At 35.4% G+C, this 16,384-nt stretch carries 19 protein-coding genes; 8 read left to right on the top strand and 11 right to left on the bottom strand.

From position 1 onward, the window contains the following. Nucleotides 1-158: 158 nt before the first annotated feature. Nucleotides 159-350: a hypothetical protein gene (locus J7I93_RS03830; RefSeq protein WP_214723459.1), complete on the bottom strand. Its 192-nt coding sequence runs from the start codon at nucleotides 348-350 to the stop codon at nucleotides 159-161. 67 nt (nucleotides 351-417) lie between these two features. Then, nucleotides 418-636, bottom strand: coding sequence for a hypothetical protein (locus J7I93_RS03825; protein ID WP_214723457.1), 219 nt, complete (start codon nucleotides 634-636; stop codon nucleotides 418-420). A 130-nt stretch (nucleotides 637-766) separates the two neighbouring features. On the opposite strand from J7I93_RS03825, the gene J7I93_RS03820 reads away from it, so the two are divergent. Then, nucleotides 767-1,939, top strand: coding sequence for an MFS transporter (locus tag J7I93_RS03820; protein WP_214723455.1), 1,173 nt, complete (start codon nucleotides 767-769; stop codon nucleotides 1,937-1,939). 40 nt (nucleotides 1,940-1,979) lie between these two features. Here the strand turns inward: J7I93_RS03820 and J7I93_RS03815 are convergent, their stop codons facing one another. Next, entirely contained in the window at nucleotides 1,980-2,585 is a 606-nt protein-coding gene (locus tag J7I93_RS03815) for a class I SAM-dependent methyltransferase (protein WP_214723453.1), read from the bottom strand. A gap of 241 nt (nucleotides 2,586-2,826) precedes the next feature. Here J7I93_RS03815 and J7I93_RS03810 point away from each other — a divergent pair, with 241 nt between their 5' ends. After that, nucleotides 2,827-3,054 (top strand): YbbN family protein, encoded by a 228-nt coding sequence (locus tag J7I93_RS03810; RefSeq protein ID WP_214723451.1) that lies wholly within the window; start codon nucleotides 2,827-2,829, stop codon nucleotides 3,052-3,054. Nucleotides 3,055-3,171: 117 nt separating this feature from the next. Here J7I93_RS03810 and J7I93_RS03805 read toward each other — a convergent pair whose 3' ends face one another. Beyond that, nucleotides 3,172-4,713, bottom strand: a complete 1,542-nt coding sequence (locus J7I93_RS03805; protein WP_214723449.1) for a glycine betaine uptake BCCT transporter — start codon at nucleotides 4,711-4,713, stop codon at nucleotides 3,172-3,174. 196 nt (nucleotides 4,714-4,909) lie between these two features. Here J7I93_RS03805 and J7I93_RS03800 point away from each other — a divergent pair, with 196 nt between their 5' ends. Beyond that, nucleotides 4,910-5,404, top strand: coding sequence for a hypothetical protein (locus J7I93_RS03800; RefSeq protein WP_214723447.1), 495 nt, complete (start codon nucleotides 4,910-4,912; stop codon nucleotides 5,402-5,404). 87 nt (nucleotides 5,405-5,491) lie between these two features. On the opposite strand, the gene J7I93_RS03795 is transcribed toward J7I93_RS03800, so the two are convergent. After that, entirely contained in the window at nucleotides 5,492-5,641 is a 150-nt protein-coding gene (locus J7I93_RS03795) for a YgdI/YgdR family lipoprotein (protein WP_214723445.1), read from the bottom strand. A gap of 285 nt (nucleotides 5,642-5,926) precedes the next feature. Between J7I93_RS03795 and J7I93_RS03790 the strand changes: the two genes are divergently transcribed. The 3 genes from J7I93_RS03790 to J7I93_RS03780 all read left to right on the top strand — a co-directional run bounded on the left by J7I93_RS03790 (nucleotide 5,927) and on the right by J7I93_RS03780 (nucleotide 8,753). After that, entirely contained in the window at nucleotides 5,927-6,631 is a 705-nt protein-coding gene (locus J7I93_RS03790) for a DUF421 domain-containing protein (protein ID WP_214723443.1), read from the top strand. 67 nt (nucleotides 6,632-6,698) lie between these two features. Next, nucleotides 6,699-7,697 (top strand): DUF3231 family protein, encoded by a 999-nt coding sequence (locus J7I93_RS03785; RefSeq protein ID WP_214987687.1) that lies wholly within the window; start codon nucleotides 6,699-6,701, stop codon nucleotides 7,695-7,697. A 147-nt stretch (nucleotides 7,698-7,844) separates the two neighbouring features. Beyond that, nucleotides 7,845-8,753, top strand: a complete 909-nt coding sequence (locus tag J7I93_RS03780; RefSeq protein WP_214987690.1) for a Gfo/Idh/MocA family protein — start codon at nucleotides 7,845-7,847, stop codon at nucleotides 8,751-8,753. Between the two features lie 267 nt (nucleotides 8,754-9,020). Here J7I93_RS03780 and J7I93_RS03775 read toward each other — a convergent pair whose 3' ends face one another. From J7I93_RS03775 to J7I93_RS03750, 6 genes are all read right to left on the bottom strand, one after another. Next, on the bottom strand, nucleotides 9,021-9,458 hold the full coding sequence (locus J7I93_RS03775; RefSeq protein ID WP_214723441.1) for a hypothetical protein: 438 nt from the start codon (nucleotides 9,456-9,458) through the stop codon (nucleotides 9,021-9,023). A 123-nt stretch (nucleotides 9,459-9,581) separates the two neighbouring features. Then, nucleotides 9,582-9,872 carry a hypothetical protein gene (locus J7I93_RS03770; protein WP_214723439.1) on the bottom strand — a complete coding sequence of 97 codons (291 nt, stop codon included), beginning with the start codon at nucleotides 9,870-9,872 and terminating at the stop codon, nucleotides 9,582-9,584. 100 nt (nucleotides 9,873-9,972) lie between these two features. Continuing rightward, complete coding sequence (locus J7I93_RS03765) at nucleotides 9,973-10,932, bottom strand: hypothetical protein (RefSeq protein ID WP_214723437.1); 960 nt, start codon at nucleotides 10,930-10,932, stop codon at nucleotides 9,973-9,975. 234 nt (nucleotides 10,933-11,166) lie between these two features. Continuing rightward, nucleotides 11,167-12,474 carry a replicative DNA helicase gene (locus J7I93_RS03760; RefSeq protein WP_214723435.1) on the bottom strand — a complete coding sequence of 436 codons (1,308 nt, stop codon included), beginning with the start codon at nucleotides 12,472-12,474 and terminating at the stop codon, nucleotides 11,167-11,169. After that, a complete protein-coding gene (locus J7I93_RS03755; RefSeq protein ID WP_214723433.1) occupies nucleotides 12,449-12,724 on the bottom strand; it encodes a hypothetical protein in 276 nt (91 codons plus the stop codon). Before J7I93_RS03755 ends, J7I93_RS03760 begins: the two co-directional genes overlap by 26 nt. Next, complete coding sequence (locus J7I93_RS03750; RefSeq protein ID WP_214723431.1) at nucleotides 12,725-13,234, bottom strand: hypothetical protein; 510 nt, start codon at nucleotides 13,232-13,234, stop codon at nucleotides 12,725-12,727. 442 nt (nucleotides 13,235-13,676) lie between these two features. Between J7I93_RS03750 and J7I93_RS03745 the strand changes: the two genes are divergently transcribed. Together J7I93_RS03745 and J7I93_RS03740 are read left to right on the top strand one after the other, a co-directional pair. Further along, on the top strand, nucleotides 13,677-14,678 hold the full coding sequence (locus tag J7I93_RS03745; RefSeq protein ID WP_214723429.1) for a hypothetical protein: 1,002 nt from the start codon (nucleotides 13,677-13,679) through the stop codon (nucleotides 14,676-14,678). Between the two features lie 201 nt (nucleotides 14,679-14,879). Continuing rightward, the gene (locus tag J7I93_RS03740; protein WP_214723427.1) at nucleotides 14,880-16,367 is read left to right on the top strand and encodes a hypothetical protein; all 1,488 of its coding nucleotides are present in this window, start codon (nucleotides 14,880-14,882) and stop codon (nucleotides 16,365-16,367) included. Nucleotides 16,368-16,384 lie beyond the last annotated feature (17 nt).

Below are 16,384 nucleotides of genomic sequence, written 5' to 3'. Positions count from 1 at the left end.
AACTAATTAACAGCCCTTAGAACCATTTTTCCTAATTTCAGAATAGTAATATATACCTAATTCTAAGGATTCCGAACTTTACTAACGCTACTTATTGAGTTGAATCTTAAAATAAAAAAACTGCATAATGGGCTAAAAAACCCATCATACAGTTTCTCTTAAAACGGCTTATTTGGCTCATATGTCGGCTGCTGATTATTTGCCTGGTACTGCTGGCTTTTAGCTGCCGCATCCTGAACGTTTTCTTCCATGGAAAATTCGGTATCCATTCCTTTTTTAAATTGATCTGCCTGATTTTGAGCAGAAACCACCTGCTGTTCTTCAGTTACTTTATCCGGCTTCTTTGGCATCTATATCTCTCCTTTTTTCGGAAGTATAGATATAGATTTTCCCAAGCGCTAATCACTATGCATCCTTTTAGATTTCTACCTTGGTTCCAACGCCTTCCTGGATTGCTATTTCATAAAAATTCTGCAGCCACAGCGGGGTAAAAGCATGCGATTCCTGCTGATTTGAAAAGTTTATTTCTTCGTCATTTTCTCTGCCTGCAATCTTCCCGGCTGCCAATTCCCCTAGTTCACCGCGGAGCTTTGAGAAACTCCATTTTCCTTCGTTGGCAGGAATGATAAAACCCACGCTATCGATCTCATCCGTCACTAATTTAGAGCTTCTTTATTCACCGTATGCTTCCTAAGGTGAAAGTGCGGGATTGTTTTTGTTATAATCATATTACTTAGTGGAATTTGACATTTATGGAGTGAATACTTTGAATTCAAAAAAAGCACTGCCTCTTTTATTCGCCGTTATGTTTCTCGTTATGGTGGGGTTTGGAATCATTATTCCTGTTATTCCCTTTTATGCTGAAGAATTAGGGGCTTCGCCTACACAATTAGGCTTGCTGATGGCTGTATATTCCTTAATGCAGCTTCTCTTTGCCCCCATGTGGGGCCGCATATCCGACAGAATAGGCCGAAAGCCAGTCATCATGATTGGGATCTTCGGACTTGGATTATCTTTTTTCATGATGGCTTTATCTTCTGAGCTCTGGATGCTGTTTGCCGCAAGAATCATCGGAGGCTTCTTATCATCTGCCAACATGCCGACTGTCATGGCCTATGTAGCAGATATCACTTCCGAAGAGGACCGCGGAAAAGGGATGGGGATTATCGGTGCCGCTGTCGGTTTAGGATTTATCTTTGGACCCGCAATTGGCGGCGTCTTTTCCCGGGAAAGTCTGAATATACCTTTTTATCTGGCGGGAGCTTCCTCCTTCATTACATTTTTTCTCGTCATGGCCGTCCTAAAAGAATCCCTTTCACCGGAACAGCGGAGCAATCATTCTGCTAAACGGACTGGGTTATTAAAAGCGTTGAACGGATCTGTTAGCATTCTGTTTATCCTGCAGCTGTTTGTCTCTTTATCCCTGGCAGGCCTTGAAGCAACATTTGCCTATTTTGCTGCTGAAAAAGCAGGTTTGGGTACTGTTGAGCTCGGCTATATCTTTATGATTATGGGATTCGCAGGGGCCCTTGTACAAGGCGGTTTAGTAGGGAGGATGACGAAAAAATACGGAGAAGGAGCTGTAATCCAAATCGGTATTACGATATCTGCCATTGGTTTTGCTCTAATATTGCTGATAGACAGCTTCGCTACAGCAGCGATTTATTTGACTGTATTTGGTGTGGGGAACGGTTTTATCCGTCCAAGTGTTTCCTCTCTCCTGACAAAGACTTCCCAGACCGGGCATGGCAGTACGACAGGGCTGTTATCATCGTTTGACTCCCTGGGCAGAATTATCGGCCCGCCTTTAGGAGGCTGGCTCTTCACCATCAGCATTGGCTTTCCATATATATCAGGCATCCTGCTATCAGCGATTGCATTTGTCTTATACCGCGTCTATTCCGCTAGAGCAAGCAGCAGCCATACGATCACATCTTAATAAATATACAGAAGGGAGGCCGCATAGCCTCCCTTTTATTCTAGATTTTTTCTTTTTGCAATATCACCTGGATAACATGGCCAGTACCAGTATGTCCTGTCCCTTCCACTCTCTCCTGCTCGCCGTAAAAGAAATGGAGAACCTTATAGTCCCGAATCCATTCAAGCAGGTCTGCAGGATCATATACCATATCAACTCTTTTAGGACCGCCTGTTTGATAGCGAAGCTGGTCCTCTGAGTAAACCTCCAGCATGACAGTTCCTCCAGGCTTTACTACTGAAATCAGCTTTTCAAATACCGTTTTTTGATCCTTTTTAAAAAAGTGGCCAAAAACCATTATCGATGCATCATACTCTTCCGAAGGCACAGGATCATGGATTAAATCCTTCTGTCCTGTTTCTACTCTGACGTTATGGCGCTCCGCCAATTTTTCCGTTTTCTTTAACCCGCTTTGCGTATAATCCCAGGCTGTTACTTCATGTCCCTGTGTGGCAAGAAAAACAGCATTGCGTCCTTCGCCCTCTGCAAAAGCAACAATTCTCTTTTTATCCCCAAGCCGGTAAGCTTGTTCTCTAATAAACTCATTTGGCTCTTCACCATACACATATTCCTCAGCTCCAAACTTCTCTTCCCATTGATTTGCCATCTAATCACTCCTATTTTTTATCTAACCCTATTATAGCCTTACTATTAAATACAATAACCCAATAAGGTATTCTAGAAAGACTTATGGAAATCCTATTGTATAATGGAAAAAAGTCTTTACTGAAAAAGGGAGGAGTACGATGAAAGAGCTGACATCCATGGAAGAAGTTCAGGGATTCATTCAGAATCACGAACTGAGTATTATTTATGTATTAACGGACAGCTGAAGTGTCTGTCATGGTTTGCTTCCTCAGGTCGAGGAAGTATTAAAAGAATATCCACGCATTGAAGCTGGTCTTGTTAATGCGGGCAGGGTAACGGAAATAGCCGGTTTTCTGATGGCTTTTACAGTGCCTGTAATTGTTTTATACCTGGATGGAAGAGAGGTTTTAAGAGAGGCCCGCTTTGTTCCGGTAGAGAAGCTTCGGGAAGATTTGCAGCGGATATATGAAGGGGTTTTCGGTGAATAGCCAGAAAAAAAGGGACTGCCAATGGCAATCCTTTTTTCTGGTTATAGTCAATATAAATGGATATCATCTTTTTACTAATCCATAGACAGCTCATGTTCTATTTATTCTGTTAAGGTATCACACCAGCCCCGGATCAGGCTCTTCCCCCGGCTTCACTTTTTTTGCTTTTTTCCTTGCCCCGCTTTTTGCAGGAACCTCCTTTCTAAATTCCTTTAGAATGGCAAAGGACATGGCAATCAACACAAAAGTCAGCGGGAATGCACTGACAATTATGGCTGTTTGCATGGCATTCAATCCACCGGATAGCATCAGTACAATAGCTGATGCAGATAAAAATAACCCCCAGATGATTTTAACAATGTTAGGAGGATTCAAATCACCATTAGTTGTTTGCATACCCAATACGAAAGTGGCAGAATCAGCAGAGGTTACAAAGAAAGTGGTTATGAGCAATAGTGTTACGATCACGAGAGCACCTGAAAACGCCAAACGGTCGTATACAAAAAATAATGCTGTCTCAAGGCTTTGCCCAGAAATATTCACACCTTCAAAATACTCAAAATAAATCGCCGTTCCTCCAAAAATGCTGAACCAAAAAGCACAAACAAGCGTTGGAATAACAAGTACGGCAATCATGAATTCTCTCACGGTTCTCCCCTTCGATACCCGGGCTATAAAAGTCCCGACAAATGGAGCCCACGCAATCCACCATGCCCAATAAAAAATGGTCCAATCCTGTATCCAGGTTGCTTGCTCTTCATTAAAAGGAGCGAGCCTTAATCCCATGCTGGGCAAGTTTTGTACGTAACTTCCCAAAGTAGTTGTAAAAAGATCCAGCACAAAGCCTGTTGGCCCTAAAATTAAGAAGGTAAAAAGCAGAATAACAGCCAGCACCAAATTTGCATTGCTTAAATACTTTATCCCTCTTTGAAGGCCTGTACTTGCTGATAGGATAAACAGGACCGTTACGATTGCTATAATCAATAGCTGCACTGTAAAGTTATTGGGAACTCCTGCCACATAATTTAGTCCCCCATTAATTTGGGCTGCTCCCAGTCCAAGGGAAGCAGCTACTCCAAAAATCGTGGCAAACACCGCTACACTATCAACAATAATGCCAATGATTCCTTTTGCTTTGTTCCCTAGAAGAGGCGTTAACGTAATACTCATTAACCCTGGCTGTTTCTTTCGGAACTTATAATAAGCAAGGACAAGCGCTATAACAGAATAAATGGCCCATGCATGGAAACCCCAATGCAAATAAGTATATCGTAAAGCGACCCTTGCAGCCTCAGGTGTAGCTCCCTCACCAATCGGGGGACTTGTAAAGTGGGAAATCGGTTCGGAAACTCCAAAAAATAATAAGCCAATACCCATACCAGCACTGAACAGCATGGCAAACCATGTACTTCGTTTGAAATCTGGCTTATCATCATTAGAACCTAATTTAATTTTTCCATACTTGCTAAAAATCAAATACAAAGCAAAGATGAGGAAAAACGTTGCAGATAACTGATAAAACCAGCCAAATGTATCCAGAAAAAAGACTTTGGTTTGATCCATCACTTCACCTAATTGCTCAGGTGCAACCATGCCCCAAATAACAAATATGCTAGCAATAACGAGTGAAATCCAAAATACACTTGTTACTTTTTTCAATGCTGCCAACTCCCTTATACAATTAATTAAGATAATGTTAGGCTTCCCCCAATAAAGGAAAACCATGAATAAAAGCCCAAGCCTCATAACCGAATCTCTACATCAGCGAATATTTTTTGAACCTTCATTAAACTGGTTAAATAAAATGTAGTATTTGAACCGGAACACATTTATTAGCAGCACTGGAGCAATGAAAGTGGTAAATTTAAAATATTTTTCTGGCACCGTGACAATGATAAGTGATATTTCATTTGGGCAAAATGCGGAGGAAGAGGGTTGTTATAAACTAATCTCAGCCGATAATGGTGGCGGATCATTAGTAAACTTTATAGTGTCTCCTTCCACTTATTTTATCGACCAGGCAATGGTTACAATAGGAGACAGGGTAACAGGATATTATGATGGAAATGCACCTGTTCCTCTCATTTACCCGCCGCAATATCGTGCACTTGTCATGGTCAAACATAATCCCTATCAAAACGTAAAAGCAGACTATTTTGACTCACAATTAATAAGCAGCGATGGCCAGCTTAAGCTAAATATTTCTCCAATAACTCAGCCTGTATTAACAAATGGGCAAGCTTTCACAAAAACGATTGCCAACCGGAATTTAATTGTTATCTATGGCCCTTCCACTAAGAGCATTCCGGCCCAAACTACTCCCTATAAGATCATTGTTTTGTGTTTATAATTTATCTTTAATTTTTATATTTACGTAAAAAGGAGGACCAGCAACTGGCCCTCCCTTCTTAAAAATCTTTTTAGCATTTAGATTCTTCTACTCATCATCAATCTCGCCGTCACCAATTTCATCCTCTTCTTCAACATCTTCAACTTGTTCGCCTTCCTCTGGCTTTTCATCATTTCCGCAGCCTGCTAGCGTTAAGAAGGAAAGAGATAAAATAAACATCAATAAAAACTTTTTCATTTTTACACGCCTCCTTTTTCTTAGTATTTTCCAGGCGTCACATGTTATATGTAATGGTTATGACCTATTCTTTTGAATAATTGTGTTTGACTGAGAAAAAACTCTTAAAAGGCTGCAATGAAATGTTTTATTTAAAAGCTGTTTTCGTAAAGTTTGTTGCTTACAAACTAGTTTTAATTACTGAGTTGATTGGAGTGGAAGGCACTTGACTCCTGCGGGAAGAGAGCCTAAGTCCTTCTAGATGATCGCCTAAGGTTTTAACTGTAAATTAAGGATGTGTCATAAATGGATTTTTTTGAAGGACAGCAAACACTTACCACCATAGAGTGGGGGCTTAGGGCTGTCATTGCTTATTTCTTTTTAGTGATTGTTGCAAAGATCTTGGGCCAGCGTGCCATTTCCCAATTAAGGCTGCTTGATTTTGTTATGGCTTTAGTAATTGGAAATATTATTGCCCATCCATTGTCAGATGAAGAGCTTGGCCTTAAAGGTTCTGTTGTTACAACTATGGTGTTAGTTGTACTATATCTGGCTAGTTTATTCAGTATCCTAAAATGGCCGGTAATCAGAGGGCTGGTTAATAATAAGCCAATCAAAGTCGTACAAAATGGGGATATTATTTACAAGGGTTTAAAAAAAGCAAGAATATCAATTGATGTCCTTCTGGAAGAATTACGCGAGAAGAACGTAGACGATGTTAAAAAGGTGGCATTGGCGTATTGGGAAGCAAACGGAAGCATTTCTTATTTTTTAGACCCCCAATATGAACCCATAACACCTGATTACTTACAAATGAAGGCCGAACCATTCGATCTGCCAAGAATCATCATTAAAGAAGGAAAGATAGTTAAAAGAGAGTTGAAACATGTTCAAAAGGACGAGAGCTGGCTGATCTCCAATTTAGAAAGAGTATATCAGACTGAAATTAAAAACGTACTGCTTGCAACCATGGATAGCAAAGGCACTCTTAAGGTCTTTTTATATAATTGATTTTATAAAATGGCTTTTGTCATAAATTCACATCTTTACGTAACACTATTAGAAAGGAGTGGTTACAGTGCTTTTTGAAAGAAACCCCATGGATATAACTGCAACAGAAGTGTCTAATATTTGGGCATCATACTTAAAAAACAGTATGGAATTAAGGTTTTTTGAATACTTTTTCGTCTCAGCAGAGGATAAAAAAATTAAAAAAGTAGTTGAAAGGTTGCTGCATCAATCAAAAAAAAATCTGAATCAACTCGAGGCGTTTTTTAAGAAGGACAAGCTCACGATTCCTATTGGTTTTACTAATGAAGACATAAAGGTCGAGGCACCCAAATTATTTTCCGACACCTTTATATTATATTTTTGCCATGATATTACCCAGCTTTCTTTAAGTACTTATCCAAGTGCACTATCAGAGTGTATCAGAGAAGACATTCGTGATTATTTCCAAATCAGCATAGAATTTACCTTTAAAATACAAAATGAAATAGTAGCTCTCATGTTATCTAAAGGAATTCATTTGAAGCCTCCGCAAATAGATATTGATGATCGGATTGATTTCGCCAAAAGCATAAAATATCTCAATGGTTTTTTTGGAGGATCAAGACCTTTGAATGTTGCGGAAATTGCCAATATATCCAGAATCATACATAGGGCCCAGTTTTCAAAAATGGTTTTTGTCACTTTTAGTAAACTTGCTGTGAGTCCAGATTTGAAAACTCACTTTAGCAAAGGAAGAGACACGATTGAAAAAGTAATAGATTCTCTGCAGGAAATTTTTAAAGAAGAGAATATTGCACTTTCATCTTCAGGAGACTTTAAAATATTTGATGTGGAAATGTCGCCATTCTCCGATAAGCTGATGATGTTTTTTGTGAATACCTGTCTGGGGATTTTTTGTTTTACAATGGTTAACCAGGCTATGTCTTCAAGCTTAAGGTCAGATATAATTCTTAAACTTACTAAAATTACAAATGACATGAAAAAATATTATGGAAAAGGTTTGATTTTATCGATAAAGGAAAATTGGCTCGAACAGCCTCCACAGGCTGTCGATAGGAAGGTGTAGGCCTTAAAAGAAACATAGTAACAGAATAGATGAAATAAAGTGGAGGCTTCGGTGGCCTGCTCTTTTTTCTGCTTCTCATCATGAATGCCAAAGGTTTGCAGCAGCAAAGGATACGGTTTAACATAAAAAATTAGAAACACTTGAGGAGTGATTACGATTAAAATTGCCATAATTGGATTGGGTGACATCGCAAAAAAAGCATACTTGCCTGTTCTTTCTGAAAAAGAAGGAATTGAATTGGTGTTATGCACAAGGAATAGCGAAATTCTGAATGCCATTGCCAAAAAATATAGGATTAAAGAAAAAGCTCAAACCGTAGATGAGCTAATTACAATGGGAATCCAGGCCGCCATTGTAAGTACGGCAACAGAAGCCCATTTTGAAACAGCAGAAAAACTTCTTAAAAGCGGCATTAACACTTACATAGACAAACCCATCTCGATGAATTTTCAAGAGACTGAAAGAATTGTGGAGATTGCCAAAGATAAAGGCAAAATCGCAATGGTTGGCTTCAACAGAAGATTTATACCTAGAGTAAAAGAACTTAAGGAACACGGCAAAGCCAGTATGATTATCATGCAAAAAAATAGATTTGCTTCACCGGACTACGTAAGAAGATTTGTTGTCGAGGACTTTATCCATGTGGTAGATACCCTTAGATTCTTGATGGATACTCCGGTGAAGGATGTTAAGGTAGAGTACATAAAAAGTGGAGAAATGCTTGATCAATTGGTTATACAGCTTATTGGGGTCAGTTGTATTGCGATGGGCATTATGAACAGAAATGGCGGAGTGACAGAAGAAAAAATTGAATATACGACTGGACATCACAAATATGTCGTTGATAGCCTTGTTGAAACCACACACTATCATAATAAAGAAACGGAAATAACGAAATTCGGTGACTGGGAACCTACACTTTATAAGAGGGGATTCTATCAAATCACGGACCATTTTATTGATTGCGTTCAAAATAACCAGATTCCTGATCCATCTATTGAGGATTCTCTCGTTACTCATGAAATTTGTGAGCGGATTGTTGAGTATATAGGGTAAATAACAATAAAACCAGATGGCATGTTGGCGGCACCGGTGTCATCTGGTTTCTTGAGTTATAGATTGTATTAGAGCGCTATGAAGGATTGATATTATTTATGATACGGTTCACCGTGGTTATTTAAGAGGCAAAAAAATAAAAAATTTGAGCTTGGGATGCCAAGCTCTTTTTTCTACTACAATTCTAAAACCTACTTATTAAAGAATCTATGATATCAACCTCAATTAGAGATAAAGGTGAGTACAAGGGTTAAAAGATTTATGTTGTTATTTTCTATAGTCTTCATACGGTAAACCATCTTCATCGTAATCATCCCAATCACATTGAGTACTTAATTCCTCTTTACTTTTCTCTTCTTTCAAATCATATAAATCATCTTTTAATAAATCATCATTATAAGGCTCGTCTCTTTCATAATCTTCATAAGGCACGCCATTTTCATCATAACCATCCCAAACACTGCGAGAATCTAGATAATCCTCATTATCATAAACGTGAGTATTTTTAGGAGCAGCCCTAAAAGTTGCATCTTCCTTTTCACGTTCTTTTCTTTGTTTTTCTAGGTACTCAAGTCGTTCATTTGCTTTTTTATTTAGTTCCTCTAAGTCTGTATTGATATGCAGTTCTACTACGTATATACTTTTTGGATAATGAAAATTCGGTTTCGGTCTAAGAGGTTGTAAAGGATTATCATTTCTTTCCACTCTTTCCAGCTTAGCATATACTTTTATATTTTTTTTTCATTAAATCATGTATTGCATGTTTGTACGAACCTTCTCTAGCAAGGTCTGATTCAACATTTTTCACTAATGGTAAATAACCAAGTTTTAGATTAGTTTTATCAGTTCCAACTCTTGACTGAGATACTCTCGTAATCTTTCTACCGTTGCTGGATTTGTATCATATTTGGAACTATTGAATGGAGGCATGTTATAATCGCAAACTAATTTGATTGGTTCATCAATAGTTAGTGTTTCAAAGATACGTTCAGTATCTGGAGTAACTTCTTCTGAAAAAATATGATCAGCGTTATACCATGCATTTAATTTTCTTTGAGTAAATCTTTTATTAGCTTCTTCTTGTTTGTCTTGAATATAGCTAAAAATGGATTTCAACATTATCTTGAGATTCTCCTTATATATCAATATTAGTGTCCCCTAGAATATGCTAATTTATATTCTAGAAATTAACTTAGTGAACAAATGAAAAATAAGCAATCTATTTCGATAACCCCTTTAAACCTTCACCCAACTCTTTTATAACTCTTAATAATGTAACAACTTCTTTTTCTTTCAGAACCAATCGTTGACCTACTTTATAATTTAAATCATTGGATTGTTTAATATAACGCTCATCTACTATCCCATTATTATGTTCTAAAATATGTCTTCTCTGAAACATGAGATTCATGAAATTCAACTCTTCTTTTGATAACCATGTCCCATACCCACTTCCACAGTAATCATTAAATAATGTACTTCCCTTCTCTACTATTTGAAAATCGTTCACTCTAACTTTCTTTGTTGATAGTTTCATGAATCTTGCTTCAGCATATTTTTGAAAAGCAGAAACAATATCACCTAAGCTGCCCTCAAACATGGATCGACACATTGTTTCAGCTTTGTACTTTCCATACAATTCAGAGAACATAGTTAACATAGCTTGCTTGGATTCAATCATTTTTTGAATAGTATCTAAGGATTCATCAAAGATTTTCTCTGCTGCGTTATTGCCACAACAGGGGCAGAAATAAGCGCTTCCAATAATACTTGACCGAGTTCCACAAATTTCACATATAATTTCTATTTCCCATTCTTCACGTTGACCTATTGGATTATTCTGAAAGGTTATTTTTCTAGTAGGTTTATATGCGATTTTAACAAATTGATTGTTTCGCGTAGATTTTGAGAATTTGTTAAAAGTCTTATTTATTTCACCTTGGAAATAACTCAATGTACAGTTCTCGACTATTTTTTGTATTCCATTATATTGTTCATCCGTGAACCATGCATCTGATGGGGCGGTGTGTCCACACATTGGACAAAAGACCTTTTCATCAGTAACTTTTTCAACCCAATCTTCCATGTGAATTTTAAAAATATATTCGCATTCTTGATTGGGACATTGTCTATCATAATAACCTTTTTCATCAGATAAAACCTCTAATGGTATTTCCATAAATATAACCCCCTTATTAATACCCAATATGTATAGATAAACATTTTAAATAAATCTCTCTTATCTAAAATTTACCATAAATCCTACTAATAGTTATAATATGTACCTCAATATTTATTAAAAGCCATATACCTTATTGTGCTCCATAAATAAGAGCCACCAAAGATTTTCTTAGTGGCTTTTTCATAATCCATTTATTATAACGTTTAAATTGCATATGGTTCTTCCAAAAGTCTACTTTTTTGCCAAATCTAAAAACGTCCCGGTATCTTTAAGAAATGATAACTCTATAGCACCTACTGGCCCATTCCTATGTTTAGCAACGTTTACCTCAATTTTATTCTTGCTGTCACTGTTTCGATTATAATAATCATCTCGGTGTAGTAACAAGATGACATCTGCATCTTGTTCAATATTTCCTGAGTCCTTTAAATCGCTCATAAATGGTCGTTTATCAATCCGATTTTCAACATTACGATTTAGCTGGCTTAATAAAACGATGGGAATATTCAACTCTTTTGCAAGAAGCTTAAGTTCACGTGTTATCTCTCCTATTCGCAAATCATGTCTATTTATAGTAAGATCGGTTTTTATCAATTGGAGATAATCAATAATGACAAGACAATCCTTGTTAGGTTCTTTCCAAAGTTGGCTCCTTATATTAAGACTAATATCATATATTGATTGACTAGACTTATTGTCATTGTCATTAATAATCATATCCCATTTATCAATGATTCCTAAAGCTTGTTCTGCGCGTTCATGTTCATCTTTGGTTAATAAATCTCCACCTTGACGCAATAGCATTAAATCTACTCTCGCTAATGAACTTACCATTCTATAAATTAATTGTTTCTTAGGCATTTCAAGCGAGAAATAAATTACCTTTACATTATTTTTACAAGCATTCATTGCAAAGTTAAGCGCAAGTGCTGTCTTCCCCACAGATGGGCGTGCTGCTAAAATAATCAAGTCTCCATTTTGGAGCCCATCAGTCATTGTATTAAAATCTTTAAAACCAGTATCTATGCCACTAAGACCAGATCTTGGATTGACTATTTCATTATAGATTTCGGATATAACTTCCTGATTAGTAGTGTCTGTACTGTTTTCTTCAACAATTAATTCATTTAAGTTTTTAATTAATTTGGGGAGTAAATCAACGCTGGGATTTTTTTCAAATAAATTACATAATTTCAAAGATTTTCTGATCATAAAAGCTCTTCTCACTAGTTGTTGGTGAAACTTAAAAGTTACAAGACTCGGCACTGATATAGCAAGTTCCGTTAAATAACTCACACCTCCAATTCTTTCTCTTGATATGTCATCCATGTTTGAAATGATTGATACAATATCAACCGGATCCTTTTTGGTATTTAAATCTATCATTGTTTCAAAAATAATTTGATGCTTTTCCATATAAAATTCAAATGGTTTTAGAAATACTTCTTTTACTAAGTTCCCTTCCATCAGAATACTTCCTAAAACAGATTGTTCAGCTTCTATATTAATTACTTCATTTTGATTCGTCGCCTGTAACATTTAAATGTTTCTTCCTTTCTTCAATTTTTTTCAAGAAAGTATTTTCGGGTTTGCAGGTAACCTGAATTTGACTTAAAGTTGGTGGATATTGGCTGGAATAAACATGCTGCCTTAATTTATATAGCACCGGACCATAAGGCATTTTCATTAGATGCTCAATCCAGTAATTAAACTTATCCTCTGTAACATCAAAGTTTTGATAAGCGGATACAATCTCTTTAAAAATAAGAATAGCTTCTTGTTCAGTCATTTATTTTTCACTTCCTAAACTTCTTTTTTTGATTAATACATCTAAAATAGCTTCATTTTTATAAGATTTAGAAGGCTTATTACCTTTTTTTAATTTCTTTTCTTTTTTATTTGTGGATAATCGTTGGTCAACTTCTGGACGGATTTCGGACAACTGCTGGTCAATCTTGTTGTACATACTCCATTTATTAATTGTAATAATGCTAAATTTGTTTGTTGAATGGATAGAAATATAATTATTAGATTCAAATAATTTCAACCATCTCCACAAAGTCCTGCCACTTACCTGATACTTTTTTTGCATATCACGATTAAATTCATTTTCTAGAGAATCCCTGCCTGTAACAAATTGTCCAGCCTCTAAGTTCACTAATTGGTTATCAATCATTATTTCTCGTTCTTTATACGAAGCCTTCATCAAACATAAGAGCCATAGACGGAGTTTCCACGGATCTTGCCAAACTGCATTACTCGTCAGCTTTCGGTAAAGCTTTACATAACCTTCATTCATTTTCTTGTTCCTTTCTAATTTAATTTCAAATATGTTACCTATGAAAATTCAATATTTTAATAGGAGACAAAAAGTTTTTATTTTCAGATTATTTATTGGGATAATAAATTGGATTTGGTAATTTAAGAAAGTATAAAAATAGTTTTCTTGAATTTATAAAAAGAGCCAAAATATGCAAGTGGTGTATTAAAAATTGCATATTTTAGGCTCTTTATTTTTATTCCTTATTTGTTAAAGTATCCATTACTTTAGGGGGGATAGTTGACAAAGTTATGTCTAATTATAGATTCTTACATATGAATAAATTGTATTGTATATTTTATAAAATTGTGGCACCCCTATGGGGGAGGAGGTATTGAATTGAGTCATTATACCTATTCTTTAATGACTACTTGCTTTATAATTAAAAATATTATCGGTATAAATTGGAAAGGACAAAAACATGATTGTACTAAAAATTATCTTCTTAATTATTCTAGCATTTGTGATGATCGCCGTTTATTGGATGTATACAGGACATAAAAAGAGACAAATTCTCTTCAATGGTAATTTAGAAAAATACTATCCCGCTAATCGCTTTAGTGAAAGCAAACGTGTAAAAGCGATAGAAGTGTTAAAACGATTTGATGATAAATACCATTATTATCTTTTTGGTTTTAAATCATTCTTTAAGCTTTATCCAAAATCCCCCTTTAAAAAAAGTAATGACATAGCAGAGGAAATGAAGTACTACAGAAGTGACTTCTTGAATGTTCACGAGCAAGCATTACAAATGATAGGTAAATTATTATTTGTAAAATATACCATTGAATGCCAAATTGAGTACTTCGAAGACAATATCGACTCAGCTGAAGATACAATTGATAATATAAAAAGGGATACTGAAATCAAAGAGTATTTTCCTGAACTTTATTCGATAAGATTAAATAATTTAGATAACTTTGTTCTTCATAATGAAAAGATTATTGACCATTTAGAAGAACAACAAGATAAAATTGAAGATGCTATTGATGAGTTAGAAGAAATAAAAAAGAAATCGTTCTTAAGACGGGTTGGTGAATTTTCTTGGAATATGCTTTCTGCACCAGTTAGACGCATTGTAAATTTAGCTGAAGGTATAATTACAAAAGATGATTCAAAAATCGACAAAAATTTAATTATGCTGATATTTGGAGCTGTTGGTATAGGTCTATTAGAGGAAGCAATCGATTCGTTTGATTTAATAGATGCGTCAGAAGATAATCTAATTAAACAATCTGTATCAGATATAAATAGCTCAAATGGATATCACTTTGTTGAGCCGCATACTCGTACCCTATCAGATGGCAATGTTATTTGGGTAGATGGAGATGGAGATACTTCAATAGATTTGGCCGTAGAAGAAGGCGGCGGATATTACCGTTCTAATCCCGATGGGAATCCAAATAATAACTTTAACAGTTAAATACAAATGCCCTTGCAAGCAAGGGCATTTGTATTTTTCATTTTGTATCTACTGACCTGTAACTTTTCTATAATTGTAAACAAACAACTATCTGCCCACATTTTAAATCTGCTATTTAAACTATTCCTGAGTATAAAAAAATATAATAGCTCCAATAATTAATATCTATAAAAATGATATTAATGGGTGGTGCTATTTAAAATGAAAGTAAAATATGATGTCGACATCAAATATGCTCAAGTAGAACAGTTATATAAAGAAGGAAAATCTTGCACAAAAATAGGAGAAATATTAGGATTGAACCGAAAGAAAGTATCAAAATATTTGCAGGAAGAACTAGGTTATAAGGTTAGAGTTATTGCAGGAAATCACAACAAAGAAGAGATTCACAAAAAGTACCTTGAAGGAGAACAATTATTCATAGATGGTATGTCAATAAATAGAATTTCAAAGCATTTAAAGATACATAAGAAAAGTTTTTCTAATTGGCTGCAGGTGGAAAGAGGACATACTGTTAAACCTAAAAGAGGATTAACAATCGAAGAAAAAGTTAACCAAAAGAACAAAATGGAGTATGCCGAACGGCTTATAAAAGAAGGTCATTCCTTTCATTTTGCTGTTAAAAAAACTAAAGTAAATTACTATAAATTTAAAAATCATTTAAAGGAAAAAGGATATGAACTGTCTTTTTTAGATAGAAAATATAATATATCAGAGAATATCTTTGAAAATATCGATACAGAAGAAAATGCATACTGGCTAGGGCTGCTATATGCAGATGCTTATGTAACAAATGATTGCAGGTACGTTTTAGAGCTTTGTTTAAAAGCTGAGGACTTAAATCATCTAATTAAATTCAGAGAATTTATGAAATCTGATCACCCGATAGTTCCTAAAGAAGTGAAATTAGGAGATAAAATATATAGAGCCTATAGATTTTCAATTTATAGTAAAAAGCTTGTTCTAGACTTAATAAAGCAAGGGTGTTTACCTCGAAAATCATTAATACTGAAATTCCCTTCATCAACTATTGTCCCAGAAAATTTAGTTAGACATTTTTTGCGGGGGTATTGGGATGGAGATGGAACGATTAGCTTTACTAAACTAAAACAACATGGGTATAAATATTGTTCAATGAGTGTAATATCTACAACAGAATTTGTTGAGAAAATTAGAAACACTTTAGACTTACCGAAAGTTAAGTTGAACCCACAAGGTAATGCCTATTCTTTGAGATATACCGGGGCTAATTTCCCAAGTAAGATCTTAGACTTCATTTATCAAGATGCATCAATTTATCTTCCACGAAAGTATGCTCACTATAAAAGTTTCTTATCTGCTAGGATCAAATTTGAAAAGAAACTAAGTGAACAAAAGGAACACAGGGTCTCAACATTAAATAAAGCTATAAATTTATTTAATAATGGGAAGTCAATTAGAGAGATAAGTACTATATTAAAATTTGAACGTGCTATGATATCAAGCTGGTTAAACTTAAACGGGATTAACGTACGGCTAAGTAGACCCTTTTCAAAAGAAGAATTAGCTATTCAAAAGCTAAGATTGTCACAGGGTGAAGAATTTTATCAAAAATACAATTCTGTATCAAAGGCCTCCAAATTAGCGAGCATTAATTACCATAGATTAAAGCTGTATTTAATTCAAAAGGGATACCCTTTGGAATTTTGATTAAAGAAAAGGCTCCT

The sequence above is a fragment of the Bacillus sp. ISL-47 genome, assembly GCF_018613175.1.
Classification (GTDB): Bacteria; Bacillota; Bacilli; order Bacillales; family Cytobacillaceae; genus Cytobacillus.
The sequence above is the reverse complement of the archived record's forward strand: the minus strand, read 5'-3'. Positions and strand labels throughout refer to the sequence as shown.

Bases quoted from the DNA above. Each gene is read 5' to 3' on its own strand.
- J7I93_RS03760 (WP_214723435.1), bottom strand. From the start codon at position 12,474: ATGTTACAGGCGACGAATCAAAATGAAGTAATTAATATAGAAGCTGAA.
- J7I93_RS03815 (WP_214723453.1), bottom strand. From the start codon at position 2,585: ATGGCAAATCAATGGGAAGAGAAGTTTGGAGCTGAGGAATATGTGTAT.
- J7I93_RS03790 (WP_214723443.1), top strand. From the start codon at position 5,927: ATGGATTTTTTTGAAGGACAGCAAACACTTACCACCATAGAGTGGGGG.
- J7I93_RS03755 (WP_214723433.1), bottom strand. From the start codon at position 12,724: ATGACTGAACAAGAAGCTATTCTTATTTTTAAAGAGATTGTATCCGCT.
- J7I93_RS03750 (WP_214723431.1), bottom strand. From the start codon at position 13,234: ATGAATGAAGGTTATGTAAAGCTTTACCGAAAGCTGACGAGTAATGCA.
- J7I93_RS03745 (WP_214723429.1), top strand. From the start codon at position 13,677: ATGATTGTACTAAAAATTATCTTCTTAATTATTCTAGCATTTGTGATG.
- J7I93_RS03830 (WP_214723459.1), bottom strand. From the start codon at position 350: ATGCCAAAGAAGCCGGATAAAGTAACTGAAGAACAGCAGGTGGTTTCT.
- J7I93_RS03740 (WP_214723427.1), top strand. From the start codon at position 14,880: ATGAAAGTAAAATATGATGTCGACATCAAATATGCTCAAGTAGAACAG.
- J7I93_RS03765 (WP_214723437.1), bottom strand. From the start codon at position 10,932: ATGGAAATACCATTAGAGGTTTTATCTGATGAAAAAGGTTATTATGAT.
- J7I93_RS03795 (WP_214723445.1), bottom strand. From the start codon at position 5,641: ATGAAAAAGTTTTTATTGATGTTTATTTTATCTCTTTCCTTCTTAACG.
- J7I93_RS03770 (WP_214723439.1), bottom strand. From the start codon at position 9,872: ATGTTGAAATCCATTTTTAGCTATATTCAAGACAAACAAGAAGAAGCT.